19 protein-coding genes are annotated in these 20,978 nt (G+C 62.9%); 13 read left to right on the top strand and 6 right to left on the bottom strand.

The window, feature by feature from the left end; all coding sequences use genetic code 11:
• Window positions 1-86 precede the first annotated feature (86 nt).
• The 4 genes from pdhA (at window position 87) to ABHM97_RS01020 (ending at window position 4,604) form a co-directional block, all read left to right on the top strand.
• A complete protein-coding gene (gene pdhA / locus ABHM97_RS01035) occupies window positions 87-1,280 on the top strand; it encodes a pyruvate dehydrogenase (acetyl-transferring) E1 component subunit alpha (protein WP_349469256.1) in 1,194 nt (397 codons plus the stop codon).
• Window positions 1,280-2,260: an alpha-ketoacid dehydrogenase subunit beta gene (locus tag ABHM97_RS01030; protein ID WP_349469255.1), complete on the top strand. Its 981-nt coding sequence runs from the start codon at window positions 1,280-1,282 to the stop codon at window positions 2,258-2,260. The genes pdhA and ABHM97_RS01030 overlap by 1 nt, the downstream gene beginning before the upstream one ends.
• A gap of 54 nt (window positions 2,261-2,314) precedes the next feature.
• A complete protein-coding gene (locus ABHM97_RS01025; RefSeq protein WP_349469254.1) occupies window positions 2,315-3,928 on the top strand; it encodes a dihydrolipoamide acetyltransferase family protein in 1,614 nt (537 codons plus the stop codon).
• A gap of 79 nt (window positions 3,929-4,007) precedes the next feature.
• Window positions 4,008-4,604 (top strand): phosphatase PAP2 family protein, encoded by a 597-nt coding sequence (locus tag ABHM97_RS01020; protein ID WP_284986769.1) that lies wholly within the window; start codon window positions 4,008-4,010, stop codon window positions 4,602-4,604.
• Here ABHM97_RS01020 and ABHM97_RS01015 read toward each other — a convergent pair.
• Window positions 4,601-5,701: an amidohydrolase gene (locus ABHM97_RS01015; protein WP_349469252.1), complete on the bottom strand. Its 1,101-nt coding sequence runs from the start codon at window positions 5,699-5,701 to the stop codon at window positions 4,601-4,603. The genes ABHM97_RS01020 and ABHM97_RS01015 overlap by 4 nt on opposite strands.
• Before the next feature lie 223 nt (window positions 5,702-5,924).
• Here ABHM97_RS01015 and ABHM97_RS01010 point away from each other — a divergent pair, with 223 nt between their 5' ends.
• Window positions 5,925-7,394, top strand: a complete 1,470-nt coding sequence (locus ABHM97_RS01010) for an APC family permease (protein ID WP_349469251.1) — start codon at window positions 5,925-5,927, stop codon at window positions 7,392-7,394.
• On the opposite strand, the gene ABHM97_RS01005 is transcribed toward ABHM97_RS01010, so the two are convergent.
• The 3 genes from ABHM97_RS01005 to ABHM97_RS00995 form a co-directional block, all read right to left on the bottom strand.
• A complete protein-coding gene (locus ABHM97_RS01005; protein WP_235521227.1) occupies window positions 7,391-7,702 on the bottom strand; it encodes a hypothetical protein in 312 nt (103 codons plus the stop codon). The two genes, ABHM97_RS01010 and ABHM97_RS01005, sit on opposite strands and share 4 nt — an antisense overlap.
• Before the next feature lie 171 nt (window positions 7,703-7,873).
• Window positions 7,874-8,302, bottom strand: coding sequence for a universal stress protein (locus tag ABHM97_RS01000; protein WP_235521129.1), 429 nt, complete (start codon window positions 8,300-8,302; stop codon window positions 7,874-7,876).
• Window positions 8,299-9,606, bottom strand: coding sequence for an aminotransferase-like domain-containing protein (locus tag ABHM97_RS00995; RefSeq protein WP_349469250.1), 1,308 nt, complete (start codon window positions 9,604-9,606; stop codon window positions 8,299-8,301). Before ABHM97_RS00995 ends, ABHM97_RS01000 begins: the two co-directional genes overlap by 4 nt.
• Window positions 9,607-9,715: 109 nt before the next feature.
• Here ABHM97_RS00995 and ABHM97_RS00990 point away from each other — a divergent pair, with 109 nt between their 5' ends.
• The 3 genes from ABHM97_RS00990 (at window position 9,716) to ABHM97_RS00980 (ending at window position 12,214) form a co-directional block, all read left to right on the top strand.
• Window positions 9,716-10,564, top strand: a complete 849-nt coding sequence (locus ABHM97_RS00990; RefSeq protein ID WP_235521125.1) for an isocitrate lyase/PEP mutase family protein — start codon at window positions 9,716-9,718, stop codon at window positions 10,562-10,564.
• A 95-nt stretch (window positions 10,565-10,659) separates the two neighbouring features.
• Window positions 10,660-11,694 (top strand): hypothetical protein, encoded by a 1,035-nt coding sequence (locus ABHM97_RS00985; RefSeq protein WP_349469249.1) that lies wholly within the window; start codon window positions 10,660-10,662, stop codon window positions 11,692-11,694.
• Between the two features lie 55 nt (window positions 11,695-11,749).
• Window positions 11,750-12,214, top strand: a complete 465-nt coding sequence (locus ABHM97_RS00980; protein ID WP_235521122.1) for a hypothetical protein — start codon at window positions 11,750-11,752, stop codon at window positions 12,212-12,214.
• Between the two features lie 101 nt (window positions 12,215-12,315).
• On the opposite strand, the gene ABHM97_RS00975 is transcribed toward ABHM97_RS00980, so the two are convergent.
• Together ABHM97_RS00975 and ABHM97_RS00970 are read right to left on the bottom strand one after the other, a co-directional pair.
• Window positions 12,316-13,164 carry a GerMN domain-containing protein gene (locus ABHM97_RS00975; RefSeq protein WP_349469248.1) on the bottom strand — a complete coding sequence of 283 codons (849 nt, stop codon included), beginning with the start codon at window positions 13,162-13,164 and terminating at the stop codon, window positions 12,316-12,318.
• A 162-nt stretch (window positions 13,165-13,326) separates the two neighbouring features.
• Window positions 13,327-13,893, bottom strand: a complete 567-nt coding sequence (locus tag ABHM97_RS00970) for an NAD(P)H-dependent oxidoreductase (RefSeq protein ID WP_235521117.1) — start codon at window positions 13,891-13,893, stop codon at window positions 13,327-13,329.
• Window positions 13,894-13,989: 96 nt separating this feature from the next.
• Between ABHM97_RS00970 and ABHM97_RS00965 the strand changes: the two genes are divergently transcribed.
• From ABHM97_RS00965 to ABHM97_RS00945, 5 genes are all read left to right on the top strand, one after another.
• The gene (locus ABHM97_RS00965; RefSeq protein ID WP_235521115.1) at window positions 13,990-14,595 is read left to right on the top strand and encodes a TetR/AcrR family transcriptional regulator; all 606 of its coding nucleotides are present in this window, start codon (window positions 13,990-13,992) and stop codon (window positions 14,593-14,595) included.
• Between the two features lie 332 nt (window positions 14,596-14,927).
• Window positions 14,928-15,911: an ABC transporter permease gene (locus ABHM97_RS00960; RefSeq protein ID WP_349469246.1), complete on the top strand. Its 984-nt coding sequence runs from the start codon at window positions 14,928-14,930 to the stop codon at window positions 15,909-15,911.
• A complete protein-coding gene (locus ABHM97_RS00955) occupies window positions 15,911-16,882 on the top strand; it encodes an ABC transporter permease (RefSeq protein WP_235521112.1) in 972 nt (323 codons plus the stop codon). The genes ABHM97_RS00960 and ABHM97_RS00955 overlap by 1 nt, the downstream gene beginning before the upstream one ends.
• On the top strand, window positions 16,879-19,032 hold the full coding sequence (locus tag ABHM97_RS00950) for a dipeptide ABC transporter ATP-binding protein (RefSeq protein ID WP_349469245.1): 2,154 nt from the start codon (window positions 16,879-16,881) through the stop codon (window positions 19,030-19,032). Before ABHM97_RS00955 ends, ABHM97_RS00950 begins: the two co-directional genes overlap by 4 nt.
• A gap of 78 nt (window positions 19,033-19,110) precedes the next feature.
• Window positions 19,111-20,838, top strand: coding sequence for an ABC transporter family substrate-binding protein (locus tag ABHM97_RS00945; RefSeq protein WP_349469244.1), 1,728 nt, complete (start codon window positions 19,111-19,113; stop codon window positions 20,836-20,838).
• Window positions 20,839-20,978 lie beyond the last annotated feature (140 nt).

The following is a 20,978-nucleotide window of genomic DNA, read 5'->3' as shown; positions in this document are numbered from 1 at the left end:
CCGTTCCGGAATGCATTCCGGAACGGGCATATATCCCAGCGACAGACATTGCCTGGCGCCCCGCCAACGGCAAGCAAGGAGACGGAATGGGCTCGACACAACTGCCCCCCGGGACGGAAGAAACTCTCGCGGCAACCACCGCGGCAGCGGCCGCGCCAGGCGAACCAGTCGAAATGGTTCAGTTGCTCGGGCCCGACGGAAAGCTCGGCACTGATCCGGTTTTCTCCGACTACGCCAAGCGAATTGATCCTGAGAAACTTCGCGTTTTCTACACGGACATGGCCAGAATCCGGCGTTTCGACCAGGAAGCCACCGCACTTCAGCGCCAGGGCGAACTTGCCCTGTGGGTTCCACTGACGGGGCAGGAAGCCGCGCAGATTGGGTCCGGCCACGCAAGCCAGTCGCAGGATTACATCTTCCCGACCTACCGCGAGCACGGCGTTGCGCTGGTCCGAAACGTGGATCTTGCCGAACTGCTTAAGCAATTCCGGGGTGTTTCGAACGGTGGCTGGGATCCGCGAGAGAACAACTTCCACCTCTATACCCTGGTCTTGGCCGCGCAAACCCTCCATGCAGTGGGGTACGCCATGGGTATCCAGCGGGACCAGAAGCTTGCAGCTAAGCAGGACTCCACCGATTCCAAGGCTGCCGTGATTGCCTACTTTGGAGACGGTGCCAGTTCCGAGGGCGATGTCCACGAGTCCATGGTCTTTGCTGCGTCCTACAACGCTCCCGTGGTCTTCTTCTGTCAGAACAACCACTGGGCCATCTCCGTGCCCACTGAGGTCCAGACCAAGGTGCCCCTGGCCAACCGCGCCAAGGGATACGGCTTCCCTGGCATCCGTGTGGACGGCAACGACGTCATCGCAGTCCATGCCGTCACCGAATGGGCGCTCGAGCACGCCCGCGAAGGACGCGGCCCCGTGCTGATCGAGGCCTACACCTACCGGGTGGGAGCGCACACCACCGCCGACGACCCCACCAAGTACCGGGAATCCGCGGAAGAAGCGGCCTGGCGCGAGAAGGATCCGCTGGAGCGCCTGGAGAAGTACCTGCGTGCCGAGGGCCTCGCGGACGAAGCATTCTTTGACCAAGTGGACGCCGACGGCGACGAGCTGGCCAAGTACGTCCGCAGCACCACCCACGGCCTGGAAGTACCGGACATCCGTGAAGCCTTTGCCAACGTCTATGCGGAGCAGCACCCGCTGATTGCGGAAGAACTTGCCTGGTTCGAGGAATACTCGGCAGGCTTCGAAAGCGATGAGGAGACAGCTAACTGATGGCTACCATGACCATTGCGAAGGCCATCAACGAGGGCCTCCGTGCGTCGCTGACGAAGAATCCGAAATCGCTTCTGATGGGCGAGGACATCGGGCACTTGGGCGGCGTCTACCGAGTGACCGACGGTCTCATCAAGGAATTCGGCGATGATCGTGTCCTGGATACCCCCCTGGCCGAGTCCGGCATCGTCGGCACCGCCATCGGCTTGGCGCTCCGCGGCTACTCCCCGGTCTGCGAGATCCAGTTTGACGGGTTCGTTTATCCGGCCTTCAACCAGATCACCACCCAGCTGGCCAAGATCCATTCCCGCAGCTTGGGCAAGCTCACCGTTCCCGTCGTTATCCGCATTCCGTACGGCGGCGGCATCGGCTCGATTGAACACCACTCCGAGTCTCCGGAGGCACTGTTCGCCCACACCGCCGGTCTGCGGATCATTTCGCCTTCCAACGCCCACGACGCTTACTGGATGATCCAAAAAGCCATCGAATGCCAGGACCCGGTGATCTTCTTCGAACCCAAGCGCCGCTACTGGCTCAAGGGCGAGGTGGACGTGGAGAACGCCGGCCTGTCCGAGGATCCCTTCAAAGCGCACGTGGTTCGCGAGGGAACCGACGCCACGATCGTGGCCTACGGACCGTTGGTTCCCGTTGCCCTCGCAGCTGCCAACGCTGCCTTGGAGGACAGTCGAAGCGTGGAAGTTATCGATCTGCGTTCCATTTCGCCCCTGGACTTTGACACTGTGGAAGCTTCGGTCAAGAAGACCGGGCGCCTGATTGTTGCCCACGAAGCGCCCACCTTCGGAGGCATCGGCGGGGAGATCGCTGCGCGGATCGGCGAACGGGCCTTCCTGCACCTCGAAGCGCCGGTGATCCGGGTCGGCGGATTCCACATGCCGTATCCCGTTGCCAAGGTGGAAGAGGATTACTTGCCGGACATCGACAAGATCCTCGAAGCGCTCGACCGCTCCCTGGCTTACTAAACCGCCCTGATCCAGCCCGGCTCGCCGCTGGGTAACCGGAAATCGAGGACCACTGTGACTGTAAAGAAATTCAACCTGCCGGACGTCGGTGAAGGCCTGACCGAGGCCGAGGTCGTGGCTTGGAAGGTCAAGCCCGGCGACACCGTTGCGATCAACGATGTCCTGTGCGAGATCGAAACCGCCAAGTCCTTGGTGGAACTCCCTTCGCCCTTCGCCGGTACCGTCACTGAGTTGCTGGTGGAGGAAGGCGTCACGGTGGAGGTCGGGACTGCGATCATCGCTGTCTCGGAAGGCGGTGCAACGGATGACGCCACCCCTGACGGAGCTGCGCCCCAGGGGCAGCCGACCGATGCGGTAGCAGTTGCCCAGGCCCCGGCCGCCGAGGAAGTTTTCACGCCCACGTACGGAAAGCTTGTTGCGGACGACAGTTCTGACTCAGGGCTGGCGAGCGGTCCGTTGGTAGGGTCCGGGCCCAAGGCCGACGCCGTCAAACGTCGTGCGCGCAAACGCCCGGCAGGGTCCGTGGTTCCGACCGTAACGGTTGCCGAGAACGCGGAAGGCACCGTCCAGGACAACCAGGCGCTGCTGGCCGCCAAAGCAGCCGAAGCACCGGTCGCGCACCGCACGACGCCGGTACGCGCCGTCGTCGAACCTGTCACCCAGGTGCCGGCAGCTTCGGCGCCGCAGACGCCTGCCTCCCAACCGGCCGTTTCCCAGCCCGCCGCCTCACGGGGTGCGGCCATCGGCGGAACCATCAGCGGCTTGGTCAGCAGGGTTCTGGCGAAGCCGCCTGTCCGTAAGTTCGCCCGTGACCTGGGCATTGACCTCGCTGATGTCGTCGCAACCGGACAACGTGGAGAAGTGACCCGCGAGGACCTGGTGAGCTACCAGGCGCAACGCGATGCCGAGCACGATCAGGCCGATTCCTTCTGGGGCGCATCGAAGAAACCGCAGGACCAGCGCATAGAACGTGTGGCGGTCAAGGGCGTGCGCAAGGCCACCGCCAAAGCCATGGTGGATTCAGCGTTCTCGGCACCCCACGTGAGCATTTTCGTGGATGTGGATGCCAGCCGCACCATGGAGTTCGTCAAGAGGCTCAAGGTTTCGCGCGACTTTGAAGGCATCAAGGTGTCTCCGCTGCTCATCCTGGCCAAGGCTGTCATCTGGGCCGCCGCGCGCAATCCCAGCGTGAATGCCACGTGGGTGGAGAACGCTGACGGCAAGGGCGGTGCTGAGATCCATGTCAAGCACTTCATGAACCTCGGCATCGCTGCTGCGACGCCGCGTGGGCTCATGGTTCCCAACATCAAGGATGCACAGGACCTCTCCCTCAAGGAGCTGGCGCTGGCGCTGAACGAGTTGGCCACCAAGGCGCGTGCGGGAAAGACGCAACCGGCGGAGATGCAGGGCGGAAGCCTGACGGTCACCAACATCGGCGCCCTGGGCATTGATACCGGCACTCCGATCATCAATCCGGGCGAAGTGGCAATCATCGCGTTCGGAACCATCAAGCAGAAGCCATGGGTCCTGGACGGCGAAGTGATTCCGCGCTGGATCACGACGCTTGGCGGTTCCTTCGACCACCGGGTGGTGGACGGCGATCTGTCGGCCCGTTTCATGGCAGATGTCGCCGCCATCCTGGAAGAACCGGCGCTGCTGCTTGACTGATCGGAACAGTGTGCCTGAAACGGCTACCCGCACGGCCACGACCACTGGCGGCGAGCCCGACCACGTTCATCCCCAGCTGGTGGCGGGACCGTGGCGGACCGTGGCACGGGTGCTGACGGAGGTCTTCCAGCCCCCGGTCGTTGTCCTGGTACTTCTGCTGATCAGTCCAGCGGTGGAGCCCGGCTTCCCCGGGACCATATGGTTTGGCCTGCTCGGGGCTTTCTTCGTGTGTGTCCTGCCGCTGGCCTATGTTCTGGTGATGGTCAAGCTGGGCCGGATTACTGATCACCACGTCAGCGACCGGCGACAACGGCCTGCCCTGCTGCTGATGGCCCTGGTATCGGTCGTTGCGGGACTGGTAGTGCTCCAGCTCCTGAACGGTCCGGCCAGTGTTTCCGTGATGATCATTTCACTGATCGGCGGCATCGCAGTTTTGGCGGTGGTCAGCGCTTTTTGGAAGATGAGCGGGCACGCCTCAGCCTTGTCGGCCGCGGTCGTTATCGCCATCCTGATGTTCGGACCAGCGTGGCTGCCGCTTCTCCTGCTGGTACCGGCAGTGGGATGGTCCCGTTTGGTATTGCGTGCGCACACGTTGGCGCAGGTCGTTGTGGGTTCTCTGTTTGGTGCCGTTGTTATTGCCGGCCTGTGGTGGCTGTTGCGTGGGTTGATGCTCTAGTCGACCGACTCCCGGGTCACCGCCTTGCCGTTCCTGATGACGGCCAGCGGAGAAGGCCGGTCAACAACCAATTCGGGGATGGATTCTGCAGGGAACTCGAGTCGGTCTGCGGATCCGGTTCCGGCAAATTCCTTGATGGCAGGCGTATCCAACAGCTCCGCCCCGGACGTGGTGGCAATCCGGAAGCACCGCTCCAAATCGGAGTCGGTCAAGGCTCCTGTCCGGTAGCCCAGCAGATGCATCCGGTCCACCATGCTGCCCGTGCCAAACGGTGACCACGCATCCCGTACTCCGTCCGACCCGAGCGCAACCCTGACGCCATGGTGCTCCAGCACATCAAGGACAGGCACGGGGTCGGCCCCGAGGGCGCACGTCGCCATCCACATCCCGGCCTCAGCCATCACATCCAAGGTAGCCCCGAGCTCCGGCTGGTTGCTGTCGCAGAGGGCAAAGGCGTGCCCCACCGTTACTCGACCCTGCATGCCCTCCGTCATGGTCCGCTGTGCAATGAGCCGCAGCTGGGCCAAACCTTCAGCTCCTGTGTCGTGCAGGTGGATGTCCACGTCCCTGCTGTGCCTTCCCGCCAGGCCGAAGACAGCATCCAGATGACCGTGGACGTCGCCGTCCAGTGATTCCGGGTCGATGCCGCCTACTACGTCGGCCCCTTCTCCCAGCGAAGCCTCCATGAGTTCCACAGTGCCGGGATTGCTCAGCAAACCGAACTGAGGGAACGCGACGATCTGTACATCCAGGACTGACGACAGCCGGTCCGCTGCTGCCCTGACGCCATGGATGTTCTTCAGGCCAATCTGCGAACCGACGTCAACGTGAGCCCGCATGGCCATTGTCCCGTTGAGGACAGCTTGCCGCATCAAGGCGAAGGCGCGTTCCTCCACGCTGTCCCCGGCAGCAAGCTGTGCTTGCAGGTCATTGCGGATCAGGGTTGCCAGATCGTTCGCCGGTTGACGGGATAACCAGCCCGAGCCCCAGGTCGTTTTGTCGGGGTGAATGTGTGCGTCGACAAAGCCCGGCGTGGTCAGGAGGGCGCCGCCGGCGGGATGGGTATGGAACTCCGGCTCGGGGGAAGGTGTGCGCATGGGTCTCCTATCGTTGAATCCATTATGGTATACCGAAAGTTTGCCAATGGAACATGTTGGCAATCAACAATAGCGACGTTCCGCGCCGGATAGCTTCGGCTGCTCGTATCTTCGCTCTCTCTGCAATATTTGGCATACCAAAATCTGTACAAGTTGAGACTGGGCGCCTACTCTAATGAACAACATTCATTTATGTGACGCGGATCGCATCGAGGAGAGCGCCATGAACACCAAACCTAAGCCTGCAGCGGGAGGGTCCTCCGGGGGACCGACGCTCAAGCGTGTCCTTGGGCTGCCATCGTTGGTGGCCTTTGGCCTGACGTCCATGGGGATACTGTCGGTCGTGGCGGTTTACGGGGCCGGAACCGAGATCAGCGACGGGCACTTGCCCGCAGCGTACCTCGCGGCGTTGGTTGCCATGTTGTTCACTGCCCATAGTTACGGCCAGATGGCCCGTCACGTCCCCGTCACCGGAGGGGCGTACGCGTACGCTTCGCGGGCGTTTGGCCACCCTGTGGGGTTCTTGGTGGGTTGGGCGATGATGCTGGATTACCTGTTCCTGCCCATGGTGAATTTCCTGCTCTTCGGCCTCTACCTCAACAGCCTTTTGCCCGGCATCCCCCCTCAGCTCGCCGTTCTGCTCTGCCTTCTGGCGGTGGGCGTCTTCAGCGTGATCGGAGTCGGCTGGATCAAGAGGATGAACTTCGTGGTGGTGTCCGCGTCCGTTGCGGTGATCCTGGTCTTCGTTGTCCTGGCGATCCTGAACGCGCCGAAGCTATCGCTGGAAAGCGTGGTTCGCCCCCTTAGCCTTGGCGACGGCGGGATAGCGCCGGTTATGGCGGCAGCCGCAATTGTGGCTTTTGCCTTCCTCGGCTTCGATGGCGTGTCCACTTTGTCTGAGGAAGCCCGGAACCCCAAAAGGGATATTCCTCGGGGCATCATCCTCTCCACGCTCTTCGCTGGCCTGGGCTACACCCTGTTTTCCGTGGCCGGCAGCCTTATCGCACCGGAGTGGCGGACGATTCAGAACCTGGATGCCGCGGGGACGGAACTCATGCAGGCTGCCGGCGGAGATGTGCTGATGGTGGTGTTCGTGGTGGTGAATCTCGGCGGCCTGGTCCTGTGTGGAACTGCGGCCCAGATGAGCGTCAGCAGGGTCATCTATGCCATGGGAAGGGACGGGATCCTGCCCTCCGTCCTTGCCCGGCTCCAGCCGCGTTTCCGCACTCCGTATGTTGCTGCTTTGGCGGTTTCGGCCGTCTCGCTGGTTGCCCTCTTCATCACGTTGGAGCAGGCCGTGTTCATGATCAACTTCGGGGCACTGATTGCTTTCGCAGTGGTGAACCTGGCAACCATCAAGGTGCTGTTCTTTGACCTGCGGAAGCGGGGAGGCGTGGGGATCCTGCGGAATTTGGTGCTGCCGCTGCTGGGGTTCGCCTCCATTGCCTGGCTGTGGACATCGCTTGCCTGGTTCACTTATCTGCTGGGCGCGGCCTGGCTTGCCGTGGGAGTGGTTGTGCTGGTGCTTCGCCGCAGCAAGGCCGGGAATCAGCTGGCGCTGGACTTCGACGACGCCGTCACCAGTCACGCCGTCACGAGCCACGCCGCCACCGGCGGCGACGCGACTCCCGGCAGCGACGAAACAAGCGGCAGCACGCCGTCGCAGTCGGCCGAGGGCGCGGGAATCCGCTAGAACGCCGGGTAGTTGACCAGCAGGGCCTGGAGTTCCGTAGTGGACATGTGGTTCGCCATTTCCACGCTGATGCCCATGGCGACGGCGGCGACGGTGAGCATAGCCACGCATGCCACAGACAGGAAGCGCCAGTCCTTGCGGAAAACGCTGCGAATGGTCTCCGGCATTTCCAGGCTCGGGGAGATCATGTTGGGCGCGCTGTCCCAGGAGCCGTCGTCCAGCATCGCGATGATGCGGTCGTTGGCGCGGTCGAAGCGCATTGTGCTGATGTTGTTGCCGTGGCGGGCAAGCAGGATGTCATGTCCCACGCGTTGGCGCGGCTGCAAGGTAAGCAAGAAAAATCCCCTGAAAATCGAGAAGTGAAGGTGGCACGCGCCATTGGGGGCATCTCGATTTTATAACGGTTCAGTCAGCAGCCAGGCCGAAAAGACGCCAAACGCCGGGTGAGGCTCCCCACCCGGCGGCGTGATCCAGCTCGCTTACGGCTGGTCAGTCTTGGCGATGTAGACATCGCAGGGCGCCGTGTGGGCGACAGTGTTGGCGACGCTGCCCAGCACCCGGCCCAAGCCCTGCATGCGACGGTTTCCGACGACGATCAGCCGGGCGTCCTGCATCTCGGCTTCCTTGACGAGTGCCTCGCCCGGCTTGCCGCGCGCGGCTGAATAGGTCACTTCAAGGCGTTCGTCCTTGAGCCGCTCTGCTACGTCGCGGGCTACAGCCTCAGCTTCGGCGGCGTCGGAAACGATCCACCTGTCGGTGCCGATCTCCACAACTTCTGTCCGGTTGCTGTCGAAGGCGCTCACGACGCGCAGGCTCGCCCCCAAGCCGATGGCCAATTGCTGGGCTGCCTGGGCCGCCCTCATTGCCGTTTCGCTGCCGTCTACTCCTACAATCACAACTCCGGTCATTGTGCTGCTCCTTCAGTGGTGGCTTCGATGGCTTCCGCCAGGACGGGGGCCAGGCGGCGGACGCCTTCGGCTATCGTATCCGGGGGCACGGCACTAAAGGCGAGCCGAAGCTTGTTGGAGGGTCCGTCGGCGGGTGAGAAGGCTGCGCCGGGGATGAAGACAACGCCGGCGTCGATCGCTTTGCCCAGCAGTGGGTAGGTGTCCACGCCTTCGGGCAGGGTGACCCAAACGAAGAACCCGCCGTCGGGCCGCGTCCATGAGAGTCCGGACGGCATGTAGGTGTCCAGCGCCGACAGCAGGGCCTCGCAGCGTTCTGCGTACAACGACCGGTACGTGTCGATTTGGCCTTTCCAGTCGTAGTCCCGGAGGTAGGCCGAGACGAGCATCTGGTTCAACGGCGGTGGGCAGAGTGTTACAGCCTCGGAGGCAAGGTAGAAGCGGCGTTGGAGGTGCGCGGGTACCAGCGCCCAACCGATACGCAGGCCCGGGGCGAAGATCTTGGAGAATGAGCCCAAATAGATGACGTCGTCGGGGTTGGATGCACGCATCGGCGCAATCGGATGGCCGTCGAACCGCAGCAGTCCATAGGGGTTGTCCTCAAGAACGATAATATTCGAACTGCGGCATATATCGACGATGCGCTGCCTGCGTGCTTCTGCCAGCGTGATCCCGGAGGGGTTGTTGAAGTTGGGGATCGTGTAGAGGAACTTGATGTTCTTGCCCTCTGCCTGGAGCGCCGCGATCCTGGCCTCCAGAAGCTCCGGCACCAGGCCGTCGTCGTCCATTTCGATCGGTTCCACCTGCACCTGGTACGCCTCGAACGTGTTCAGCGCGCCAACGTAGGTGGGGTTCTCAACCAGGACGACATCGCCGGGGTTGCAGAAGACCTTGGTGGCGACGTCCTGTGCGGACTGGGAGCCCGCGGTGATTACCACATTCTCGGGTAGTGCATCAGTGATGCCTTCAGCTGCCATGATCTCGCAGATTTGCGCGCGCAGTTCCTCGGTACCCTGGCCGCCACCGTACTGCAGGGCGGTCATGCCTTCTTCTGCGATGATGCGGGCTGCGGTCTGTCCAAGCTGCTCCAAGGGCAGCGACTGCAGGTACGGGTTGCCGCCTGCTAGGGACACAAGCCCGGGCCTCATCGATATGTCGAAGACATCGCGGACTGCGGACTGCTTAATGTTGGCGGCCCGCGCGGAGAACAGTTCCTCGTGCGGGTGGGCGGCCGTGGCGGCCCGCTCAATGGCGTCGATGGCTTCAGCGGGCAGTGTTGCGCCGGCATCCAATGTTTCGTGGGTCACAGTGAAAGGATACTCCTCGAGGTTGCTAATTAGGCAACATTTGTTTCGCTTACCATCCATTTTGACGGTCGCGCTTTACGCCGCGGACGCGAGGGGCTGGAATGTAGTTATGACAGCACATCGGGCATCCGTGACTAAGGCCGAACACTTCCACAAGCTCCACGACGCAGGCCGTGCGCCCTTGGTGTTGGTGAATGTGTGGGACGCGGCTTCCGCCCGCGTGGTCCAGGAAGCCGGTGCCGCGGCCATTGCTACCTCAAGCTCGGCAGTCTCCTGGAGTTTGGGATATCGGGACGGCGACCATGTGCCGTGGGGGCTGGCGATGGCAGCCCTCGGCCGCGTGGTTGCAGCCACCACGCTGCCCGTGACGGCGGATATAGAGACAGGCTATGGACGTACCGATGACGAGCTCCGGGCAACGGTCCACGCTGTTTTGGATGCCGGTGCCGTGGGCATCAATATCGAAGACTCCGGTGACGAGCCCCTGACCGATATCAACGAGCAGTCCCGCCGCATCGCCTTGATCCGCGCAACGGCGGACGACCGCGCCATCCCTTTGTTCATCAATGCCCGCACTGACACGTACCTTTCGGGGCGTTTCAACGAGGCCGCCTACGAGGAAACCCTGCGCCGCGCCGAGACCTACCTGACCGCCGGGGCGGACGGAATTTTCGTCCCCGGCGTCGTGGATCTGCACGTCCTCCACCAGCTGTCCAGCCGGATTCCGGCGCCACTCAACGCGCTGGCAGGGGTTGGGGCGCCGTCGCCTTTGGAATTGCACGACGCCGGCGTCCGCCGCGTCAGTATTGGCGGTAACACCGCCAAGGCTGCGTACGCCAAGGTGGCCAGGGTCGCCACGGAAATTCTGGGCGACGGAAACTGGGCCGGCCTGGCAGGGACGCGCAGCCACGAGCAAATGGACGCGTTGTTCGCGGAGGGCCCCAAGTACAGCCTGTAATTCCGGTATGGCAGTTGGGGCACGACGGCGGCCCCTGGCTTTAATGTCGGTCCTCGCCGGTAGCTTTGGTTCCGTAGAGGACGAGGGGAGGGTCCATGGCGCGACGCAGCGTGCAGTTCTGGCGGATCGAGCAACTTAATGGTGACGAGCTCAACCGGCCGTTTCCCGCCCGGCGGGTTGCCGAGGTCTTGAAGAATGCCCAGGATGCCGGGACGGACAGGCACTTCACCAGCGTGGATGGCACGGTGTTGCTTGCCCAGACGGCGTCGATGGCACCCCATCCCGTCATGCTCCTGGACCGGGTCCGCGACACCAACCTGCCAAGCGTGGGTGACTTCCTGGGGCGCCGCAAACCGCTTCCCCTGGCACCTGGCGACCACCTTTTGGAGACCACATATTTCGCATTCCTCAAACGGAATGTCATCGCGGTCCTGACCAGTGGCAACGGTCCAAGGGCGTCCCGGATGGCCGAGTACCTGGAGGGCATGCTGGGGCTGGAACCCGGCCTTGTTCCGGTGGTCAGGGAGGATATCGAGGAAATCCTTGCCCGGCTGGAGGTGAGCCGGTTCGAGTTCGCGCTTCCCGCTGAGCGGTTGTCCGGAAGGCTCATGGAAGGTGAATGGGCTGACGTGCTGGACAGTGCCTCGCGCCTCATGAATGAGGGCACGTTCCGGATTTCCCTGAGCGTTGGCAGGTCAGGCAAGGCCGAGGACAAGCAGAGGATCCGCGACCGCATTCAGCAACTAATTGACCTCTTCCGCAGGGCTGGATCAGTGGAGCACTTCGATTATGTGGTGGCTGAGGGCAAGGATTCGCTGACAGGAGACCGGGAAGTGGTGGACCTCTTGAAGGAAAGGTTCATCTCGCATGTCGAGGTGGACCCGGATGTCTTCAACGATCCCCAAAAGTCGGTGGCGGAAGCCATTGCCATCCTCAACAAGCAGGCACGGGACAACGAAGCGTTTTTCGCAAGGACGTTGCCTGACCTCAAAGGGCCGCCAGATGCGGGCATCGTGCCTGACCTTGTCAGTGGGGGCATGTCCGCGATGCGCGCTGCCCTCGCCGACGCCGAAAGCCCGGACGTCGAGGAAGAGGCGGGCGGTGCCGGCCATGAGCTTGTTCGGGGTTGAGGTGGAGTCATCCGGCCCTCGACGAACCGCTTGGCGATGGTTTCTCTTGCATCCCATGGCCGACTATCTCTGGGCGGCCGTGGCGGTGTCACTGTGGTTGGGCGTAGCCCTGATCGCGGCTCACCCGCTGATGCTGGAAGATGTCGACGCCGGTGCGCGCCGGGCGCTGTTCCAAACCCTGGCCACCTTGGCGGGTGCGACGGCGGGCCTGACGCTCACCAGTGTTTCCATGCTGATCAACGTACTCGGCAAGAAGTCCGCCCCGGGGCAACGGGAGCTGCCCCTCGAGAGGCTCTCACCCCTTCATCGTCGCCAGATTGGCGAAGTGTTCCTTTTTGCCATTCCCGGACTGGGCCTGTTGGTGGTTGGTGCGCTGGTCACCGTCGTCCTTGAGGGTGATGGGCCCACCGGGCTGTGGATTCCGGAAGCGGTGGTGTTCGTCCTGGCGTTTGCCTCGGTCCTGGCCCTTCTGCGGGTGGCATGGGCACTCCGCCGGGTGTTGGCAATCGCCACTGCTTAGCGGGCCCACCTAGTCGGCCCGCGAATCCGTCGCCAGTCCGCGAATCCGTCGCCGGGCAGCGACGTGATAGCGGTCCAGGAACGGCTCAGCGCAGATTCTGGCTAGCGCACGCTCAGCGCCTCCGTGAGTGTCCTGCCGTTCACATAGATCTCAGCCCGCGAAGCCCCGCTGGCCGCGACGGCGGTGTGTGTCAGCTGCGCCTGGATGCGGGGCACGTCGCAGACACCTCCGGGCCGCAGAGATCCGCTGAGGTTCACCACGACGGTTGAGCCGCTCATATAGCCGGACAGGAAATGCAGCGATGAGCCAGCGAGTGCGTCGTACAAGGCTGCGTCACCGTCCACAGGCAGGCCCCCTTCAAGCAGCCGTCCCAGCGTCACGGACAGCGGGTCGCCGGGGGTGGTTGCTCCACGCACCGGAACCAGGCTGTCGTTGCAGCCGAACCGCACGCCGCGGGCGCCGCCGTCGTTTATTGCAACGTAGTAGACCGCGGGACCCGCAGCGTCGACGTCGTCCGGCACCCGGGCGGCGCGGTTCGAGGGGAGGGGGACCGGCATCGGTGTGGCTGGGTCGGTCGAAGGCGCGACGGCGGAGCCCGGTCCGGACGCGGCCGCCGCGGGAGTGCTGACGGCGGGAGTGGGTGATGGGGGAGTGGCGGTGACCGGGCGGGCCGGAGCTAGCGAGGCTGATGGGATGGCAACTGACGGCATGGCGGGCACCGACGAAAATGACGGGCCCGGCGAGGCAGGGGCCACAGGACTGGCTGGCCGGGGAGGCGGCGTCACGGAAACTGTGGGCAGCGGCTCGGCGCTTTGCCGAGGGAGGGTGCCAGGACCCGTCGTGCAGCCAGCCACCCACAGGGCCAACGCCACGCAGGCAGCGGCGATCGTCGTCGTACCTTTGAGTCCCCGTCCGGCATGCATGACAGCCCCGCGCTCCTGTCCGTCCACCTGTACATCCAACGTTAGGGCCGTAGGCCGCACCGCAACATGCCGTAACGGTGACGGTTCGGACAAGAGTTGATCACGCCTGCCGGGTCGTGGGCAGGTGGCCAGGTACGCAAATGCCCCCACGCCACAGGCTGCGGCACGGGGGCATTGAAAGCGGAAAGACTAGGCGGCTGCTTCTTCGTCCTGGGCAGCTGTCAGGGGCTCGAAGATGCCCTTGATCTGCTCAACGATCTCGGCGTCGTCCTTGGGGTGGAGTTCGGCGAAGCGGATCATGGAACCCGGCACGGCGAGCTTGACGTCTTCGAGGACCTTGGCGCCGGCGATGCCGACAGCCTTGCGGGCCTCGTCCTGCGCCCACACGCCACCGTACTGGCCAAAAGCGGTTCCGACGACGGCGGTCGGCTTGCCGGAGAGGGCACCGGCGCCGAACGGGCGGGACAGCCAGTCAATGGCGTTCTTCAGGGAAGCGGGAACGGTGCCGTTGTGCTCGGGGGTGACCAGCAGGATGGTGTCGGCGTCGGCTGCTGCTGCGCGCAGGGCGGCGGCCTCGGCCGGGACCTGGCCTTCGACGTCGATGTCTTCGTTGTAGAAGGGGATGTTGCCCAGGGAGTCGTGGATCTGGACGTCCACGTTCTCCGGTGCGTTCAGCTGGATGGCCTCCGCGAGCTTCTTGTTGTGGGAATCGGCGCGGAGGCTGCCGACGAGGGTAAGAACGGTGCTCTTGGACATGGTGTCTCCTTTGGGAAGCGATGTAAGCGTTGGTGCCTTCATCGATACTAAACGGACCGCAGTCCGCTTTCTATTCCCGGGTCTAGAATATTTCTTGTGAGCTTCGTCCCCCTGCAGCCGGACCTGCCTCTCGGTTCACCGCATGAGCGCAGCGATGCCGCGCGGAACCGTGAGCGGCTTCTCTGTGCTGCACGCGAGTTGGTGGACGAGTTCGGAGCTGAGGCATTAACCATGGATGCCCTGGCGTGCAAGGCGAAGGTGGGCAAGGGGACGGTCTTCCGCCGCTTCGGCAGTCGTGCGGGCCTCATGATGACCCTGCTGAGCGATGCGGAGTCCGACTTCCAGCGCGCTTTCATGTTCGGGCCGCCCCCTTTGGGCCCCGGTGCCTCGCCAGCGGAGCGACTGACGGCATTCGGTGAGGGCCGCATCTACTTCGTTCTCGAAAACGGCGAACTTCTGAAGGCGGCTGGTGCTGCCACCCGGAACAGGTTCGACGTCCCCGCGACGAAGCTCTCGCATCGGCATATGGAGGTCCTGCTGCGCGAGGCCGGTATCGCCGACCCCTGGGTCATGGCCATGTCCCTGACCTACGCCTTGGATCCTGAGCGGATTGTCGACGACGTACGGGTGCGTGGCATTTCCCCCAAGCGGCTCACCGATTCGTGGCGCGATGTCGTGGCCCGCTTGATGCGACCTGCCTAAGCGCCCTGCCTAAGCGCCCCGCCTAAAGCGCCCTGCCTTGTAGCCGGCATCGCGGCGCCGCAAAGAAACACTAACGGTCCAATTCGTGACGCAGCCTGTACATAACAATCTGGCAGCAGGCGGGAAACTGGCCCCGCCGAAGCAAAACGTGAAGCAGTTATTGTGGTAGTTTCCTCTTGAATGTGACGCATGCCATACATGGCTGGTGATCACTGAAGGGGTGTGGGGGCTCAACAAACCACTACGCCAATTCGTAGCTGACGCCGGCCACAGCCGGGAACCGCGGAAGGACGAGCTTTGAGTTTTGCCACGATTCGGGGCAGCAACCCGACATGCTGAAATATCTGATGAAGCGGTCGGGAATCTACCTGATCATGATCTTCCTGACCACAAGCGCCGGCTACTTCCTGGCCGTCTCGTCGCTCAAACCGGCGGTCCTTGAGCAGGAAAAGATTCCGCGGCCCACCCCCGAACAGGTGGCAGCATCCTTCAGGGGCCTCGGCCTTGACCCCGACAAGAATGCGTGGGAACGCTACGTCGAATGGCTTGGCGGCATCGTCACCAAGTGGGACTGGGGACGCAGCCCGAACGGCGCATATGTCAACGCCGAATTCGCGGATCGCGTGCTGGTTTCCACCCGGCTCTTCATTGCCTCGATCATCCTGACGCTGATCATCGGCGTCGCACTTGGCGTCTACTCCGCAGCACGCCAGTACAAGTTCCAGGACCGCGTCATCACGTCCTACAGCTACCTGGTCCACATTCTTCCGGCGCCCATCGCCTACTTCCTGGTCCAGCTCGGCGCCATCAGCATCAATGAGTCCGTCGGGCAGCGCATCTTCTTCGTGACGGGAATTTCGACGCCGGGAATCGACCCCGGTTGGCCCGCTTTCGTTGACCTTGTGGCCCACTACGCCGTGCCCACCTTCGCGATGACCATCTTCGGTTGGGCCGGCTACCAGATCGCCCAGCGGCAATACCTGCTGGACAACGTCAACGCCGACTTCGTCCGCACCGCCCGCGCCAAAGGCCTCACCCGTAACCAGGCCATCACCCGCCACGCCCTGCGTGTCTCCTTCATTCCCGTGGCGCAGAGCATCGCGTTCACCATCCCGGCGATCTTCACCGGAGGCTTCTTCGCCGAAGCCATCTTCGCCTGGCCCGGCATTGGTTTATGGAGCATCCAGTCGATCGGTCTGCAGGACGTGAACGTAGCCACAGCCACGTTGGCTTACGGCTCGGTGATCTTCGCGATCGGGGCTATCCTGGCCGACTTCGCCACAACGCTGGTTGATCCACGAGTGAGGGTCCAGTAATGACGAACATCATCGATCCCATCGCGGAAATCGACGAGTCCCGGGTTGCCGACCAGGACGTCGTCATTGGGAAATCCCGCATCATCTTCCGCCGGTTCATGCGGAACCGGACCGCCGTCGCAGGTTTGTTCATCTTCCTGGCACTGTTCCTGTTTTCCATTTTTGGCGGGTTCCTGACCCCGTGGGACAAGGAAACCCTGGATCCGTTCAACATCGGGATGCCGCCGTCCCCGGACCACCTGCTCGGCACGACGCAGGCCGGCATCGACCTCATGGCGCTGATCGTTGATGGCACCAGGACCTCCATCCTCATTGGCCTGATTGTTGGCGGCCTTTCCGTCCTGATCTCCGCCGTGTACGGATGCACCATGGCGTTCTTCGGCGGCAAGGTCGATGCCACCATGCTGTTCATCCTGGAAGCGCTCATCATGATGCCCGCCATCCTGGTGGTTGCCGTGGCGACCAGTGGCAGCGGAGGACTCAAGAACCTCCCCAGCTGGCTCCTGCTGGTCATCGTCCTGCTCTTCTTCAGCTGGATGGGCACAGCCCGCCTGGTGCGCTCGCTGTCCATGTCGCTCATGCAACGCGACTACGTCAAGGCCGCCAAGTACATGGGCGTCCCCTCCCGCCGCATCGTGTGGCGCCACCTGGTTCCGAACATCGGCTCGCTGCTGGTGCTCGACTTCACCCGCGGCATCACGGGTGCGATCCTGGCCGAAGTGGCGTTTTCGTTCATCGGTATCGGCATCAAGCTTCCTGACGTCAGCCTCGGTGTCCTGATCGGCCAGGCCACGGGCCAGGTCTCGTCGTTCCCCTGGATGTTCTGGGTTCCGTTGACCGTCATGTTCCTGCTGACAGGCTCGCTGGCCATGATGAACGACGGACTCCGTGACGCTTTCGATCCCAGCTCCAGTTCCGTCGGCCGGGCGAAGCGGACCAAGCCCCAGACTGCGAAGAAGATCACCAAATGAGCACCAACACCACTCCCGCCGAACGCCTCCGCGATGCCGGACTGTACGCTCCGGGTGACGCCGTCCTCAGCGTCCGCGACCTCAACGTCCGCTTCAACTCGGAGAACGGGGTGGTCCACGCGGTACGCGGCGTGGACTTCGACCTCATGCCCGGCAAAACCCTTGGCATCGTGGGTGAGTCCGGCTCCGGCAAGTCCGTCACGTCCATGGCCATCATGGGGCTCCTCCCCGAAACCGCGGACATCACCGGTTCCGTCCGTTACAAGGGCAAGGAACTGCTGGGCCTGAGCGATAAGGCCATGTGCAAGCACCGCGGCAGCGACATCGCCATGGTCTTCCAGGACCCGCTGTCCTCGCTGACCCCCGTCTACACGGTGGGCCACCAGATCATCGAGGCGCTCACGGTCCACAACCCCACCATGAGCAAGCAGGCAAAAGAAGCCCGCGCCGTCGACCTCTTGCGGATGGTGGGCATCCCCAGCCCGAAGGACCGGCTAAAGGCGTTCCCGCACGAGTTTTCCGGCGGCATGCGCCAGCGCGTCATGATTGCCATCGCGATTGCCAACGACCCCCGCGTCCTCATCGCCGATGAACCCACGACGGCGTTGGACGTCACCATCCAGGCGCAGGTGCTCGAAGTCCTGCACACCGCGCAAGAGGAGACCGGCGCCGCCGTCGTCATGATCACGCACGACCTCGGCGTCGTAGCGGGCATGGCCGACGACATCATGGTGATGTACGCGGGCAAGCCCGTGGAAACCGGCACCGTGGAGGACATCTACTACAACCCGCGAATGCCCTACACCTTGGGCCTGCTGGGAGCCGTTCCACGCGTGGACTCCTCGGACAAGCAATCGCTGGTACCCATCGAAGGGACGCCGCCCAACCTGGCGCAGCCCGTCATCGGATGCTCTTTCGCGGCCCGCTGCCCGATGGTCAGCGACGCCTGCCTGCACGGCGAACCGGAGCTGCTCGCGGTACCGGGTGTGCAGGGGCAGACACTTGGACACAAGGCAGCCTGCATTAAGGCCGATGAACTTTCCGGCGACGCCGATGCGCACAAGATCTTCCAGGCACCGCCCAAGCCCGTTTCAAAGTTCGACGGCGTCGCGCGCCTTGAGCGCGCAAAGGTCCTGGAACTCAAGGACGTGAAGAAGCACTTCCCGCTGCTCAAGGGTGCACTCATCAAGAAGCGCATTGGCACGGTCAAGGCCGTGGACGGGCTGAGCTTTGACATCCGCGAGGGCGAGTGCGTCTCGATCGTGGGCGAGTCCGGCTGCGGTAAGACCACCACTTTGCTTGAAATCATGGAGTTCCACCCGGACCAGGTGGGCGAGGTGGTCATTGGAGGCGTCAGCAACAAGGTAGCCACCGACCACAAAACCAAGATGGCCATGCGCAAGGAAATGCAGATGGTGTTCCAGGACCCCACGGGCGCCCTGGATCCGCGCTTCACTGTTTACGAAGTCCTGGCCGAGCCCCTGGAAAACCTGGGGATGCCCAAGGCCGCCATCAGGAAACGCATCATGGAGCTCATGAAGCTGGTGGGCCTGCAGCCGGATCACGTGAACCGCTTCCCCAACCAGTTCTCCGGCGGCCAGCGCCAACGCATCGGCATTGCCCGGGCGCTCGCCGTCAATCCCAAGTTGGTGGTCCTGGACGAGCCGGTCTCTGCTTTGGACGTTTCAGTTCAGGCTGGCGTGATCAACCTGCTGGACAAGCTCCGTGCCGAACTGGGCCTGAGCTACCTCATGGTGGCACACGACCTCTCTGTGGTCCGGCACATCTCGGACCGTGTGGCCGTGATGTACCTGGGCAAGATCGTGGAGACCGGGGACGTGGACGACGTCTTCGACAACCCTCGCCACCCGTACACACGGGCGCTCCTGTCCGCTATCCCTGTTCCGGACCCGAACCTGGAACGTACCCGCGAGCGCATCATCCTGCAAGGCGACCTGCCCAGTCCGCTTGACGCACCCAAGGGATGTAACTTCGCTACACGTTGCCCGGTGTTCGCCGCGCTTCCCGCAGGGAAGCAGGAGAAGTGCCTTACTCTGGAGCCGCCACTGGCTTCAGAAGGTGCACAGGACTTCGCATGCTTCTACCCGGACGGAGAAATAGATGCCGACATGCTGGTGGTGCATGCCTGACAACACATGACGCATTGACATATATCCCTGGTCTCAACTCGCAAAAATATTCCAAGTCGTAAACATGAAGGGCAAACCATGAAGAAGTACACGACGATCGGTGGCGTAGCACTCGCAGCAGCGCTCATGCTCACCGCTTGCGGCGGGGGAACGCCGTCGGGTCCTGCCTCCCAGAAGGCAGAAGAAAGTGGCGGTGACATCAGTAAGCTGATCAGCGTCAACGCCAAGGAAACGAAGGACCTGGACCAGGGCGGCACGGTCACCCTGGCGACAGGCAGCATCGGCCCAGACTTCAATAACAACTCCAATGTGGGCAACAGCGCAGACACGTCGGCCCTGCTGACTCCGGTCAATCCGGTAGGCATGAGCAGCGGCGGAATCGGTGGTTGCTGGAAGCTGGACTTTGACGGCAAGGCTTCGCCCAACAAGGACTTCTGCGAGGACGTCAAGAGCGAAGTCAAGGACGGCAAGCAGACCATCACCATCAAGGTCAATGACAAGGCAACCTGGAACGACGGTACGCCGATCGACGTCAAGACCTTCCAGAACACCTGGAACATGCTCAAAGGCGAGGACAAGTCCATCGACATCGTCACCGCCGGCGCTTACGCCTTCGTTGATTCCGTCAAGGCTGGTGCCAACGACAAGGAAGTCATCGTCACCACCACTCAGCCCGTCTACCCCCTGGAAAGCCTGTTCTTCGGCCTGATCCACCCCGCGATCAACACCGCCGACATCTTCAACAAGGGCTTCGCCGGCGAGATGCACCCGGAGTGGATGGCCGGTCCGTTCAAGGTGGAGAAGTACGACTCGACGGCGAAGACCGTCACCATGGTTCCCAATGACAAGTGGTGGGGCCAGAAGCCGGTCCTGGACAAGATCATCTGGCGCCAGATGGAACCGAGTGCAACCATCGCGGCGTTCAAGAACGGCGAAATCGACGCAACCAGCGGCCGTACCCTGGGCCGCTACAAGCAGCTCGAAGGCACCAAGGACTCCGACGTCCGCCGCGGCCAGCGCCTCTTCGCCGGCGGCTTGAACCTCAACGCCAAGAAGCCCGCGCTGACTGACGTGGCCGTGCGCAAGGCGATCTTCACCGCCGTCGACCGCAAAGCCATCCGCGACGTCCGTTTCAACGGCTTGAACTGGTCGGAAGAGAGCTCGGGCTCCATGATGCTCATGCCGTTCTCCCAGTACTACCAGGACAACTACCCGGTGAAGGACACCGGCGCCGACGCCGCCAAGAAGGTCCTGACCGATGCTGGCTACACGGCCAACGACAAGGGCATCATGGCGAAGGATGGTGTTCCTGTTGCTTTCAAGATCACCAACTTCGGCGATGACCCCACTACCGCTGCAACTTCACAAACCCTGCAGAAGCAGCTCCAGGCTGCCGGCATGGACGTGACCATTGACCAGCGCGGCGACGCCGACTTCGGCAAGGTCATTGGTACCCGCGACTTCGATGTCACCATTTCCGGGTACACCGTTGGTTCGGATGCCACTGATGGTGTGAAGCAGTTCTACGATTCCTCCACGAACGAGAACGGTCTGGGCGACGCCGAGCTGGATGCTGAAATCAAGCGCCTGGCCTCCATTGCCGACGATAAAGAGCGCAACAAGGCAGCCATGGACGTGGAAAAGAAGCACATGGAGAAGTACTTCTCCATGGGTACGGTGCTGAATGGCCCGGAGATCCAGTTCGTGCACAAGGGCCTGGCCAACTACGGCCCGGCCCTGTTCAAGAGCAACTCCAACGTTCCGGACTGGACCACCATCGGTTGGGAAAAGGGCACCAAGAAGTAGCCCGCCCGCTGTAGTTTCCTGAAGGCCGGGAACCACCCCCAACCTGTTGATCGGTTTATCCGGTTCGATCGGTTCGGGGTTGGTTCCCGGCCTTCGCCATACCTCCAACCCTCTTTCACTTCCCTCCCCCTTGGGCCGAT

The sequence above is a fragment of the Paenarthrobacter sp. CAP02 genome (genome assembly GCF_040137855.1).
Lineage (GTDB): Bacteria > Actinomycetota > Actinomycetes > Actinomycetales > Micrococcaceae > Arthrobacter.
This window is presented reverse-complemented; position numbering and strand designations above follow the sequence as displayed.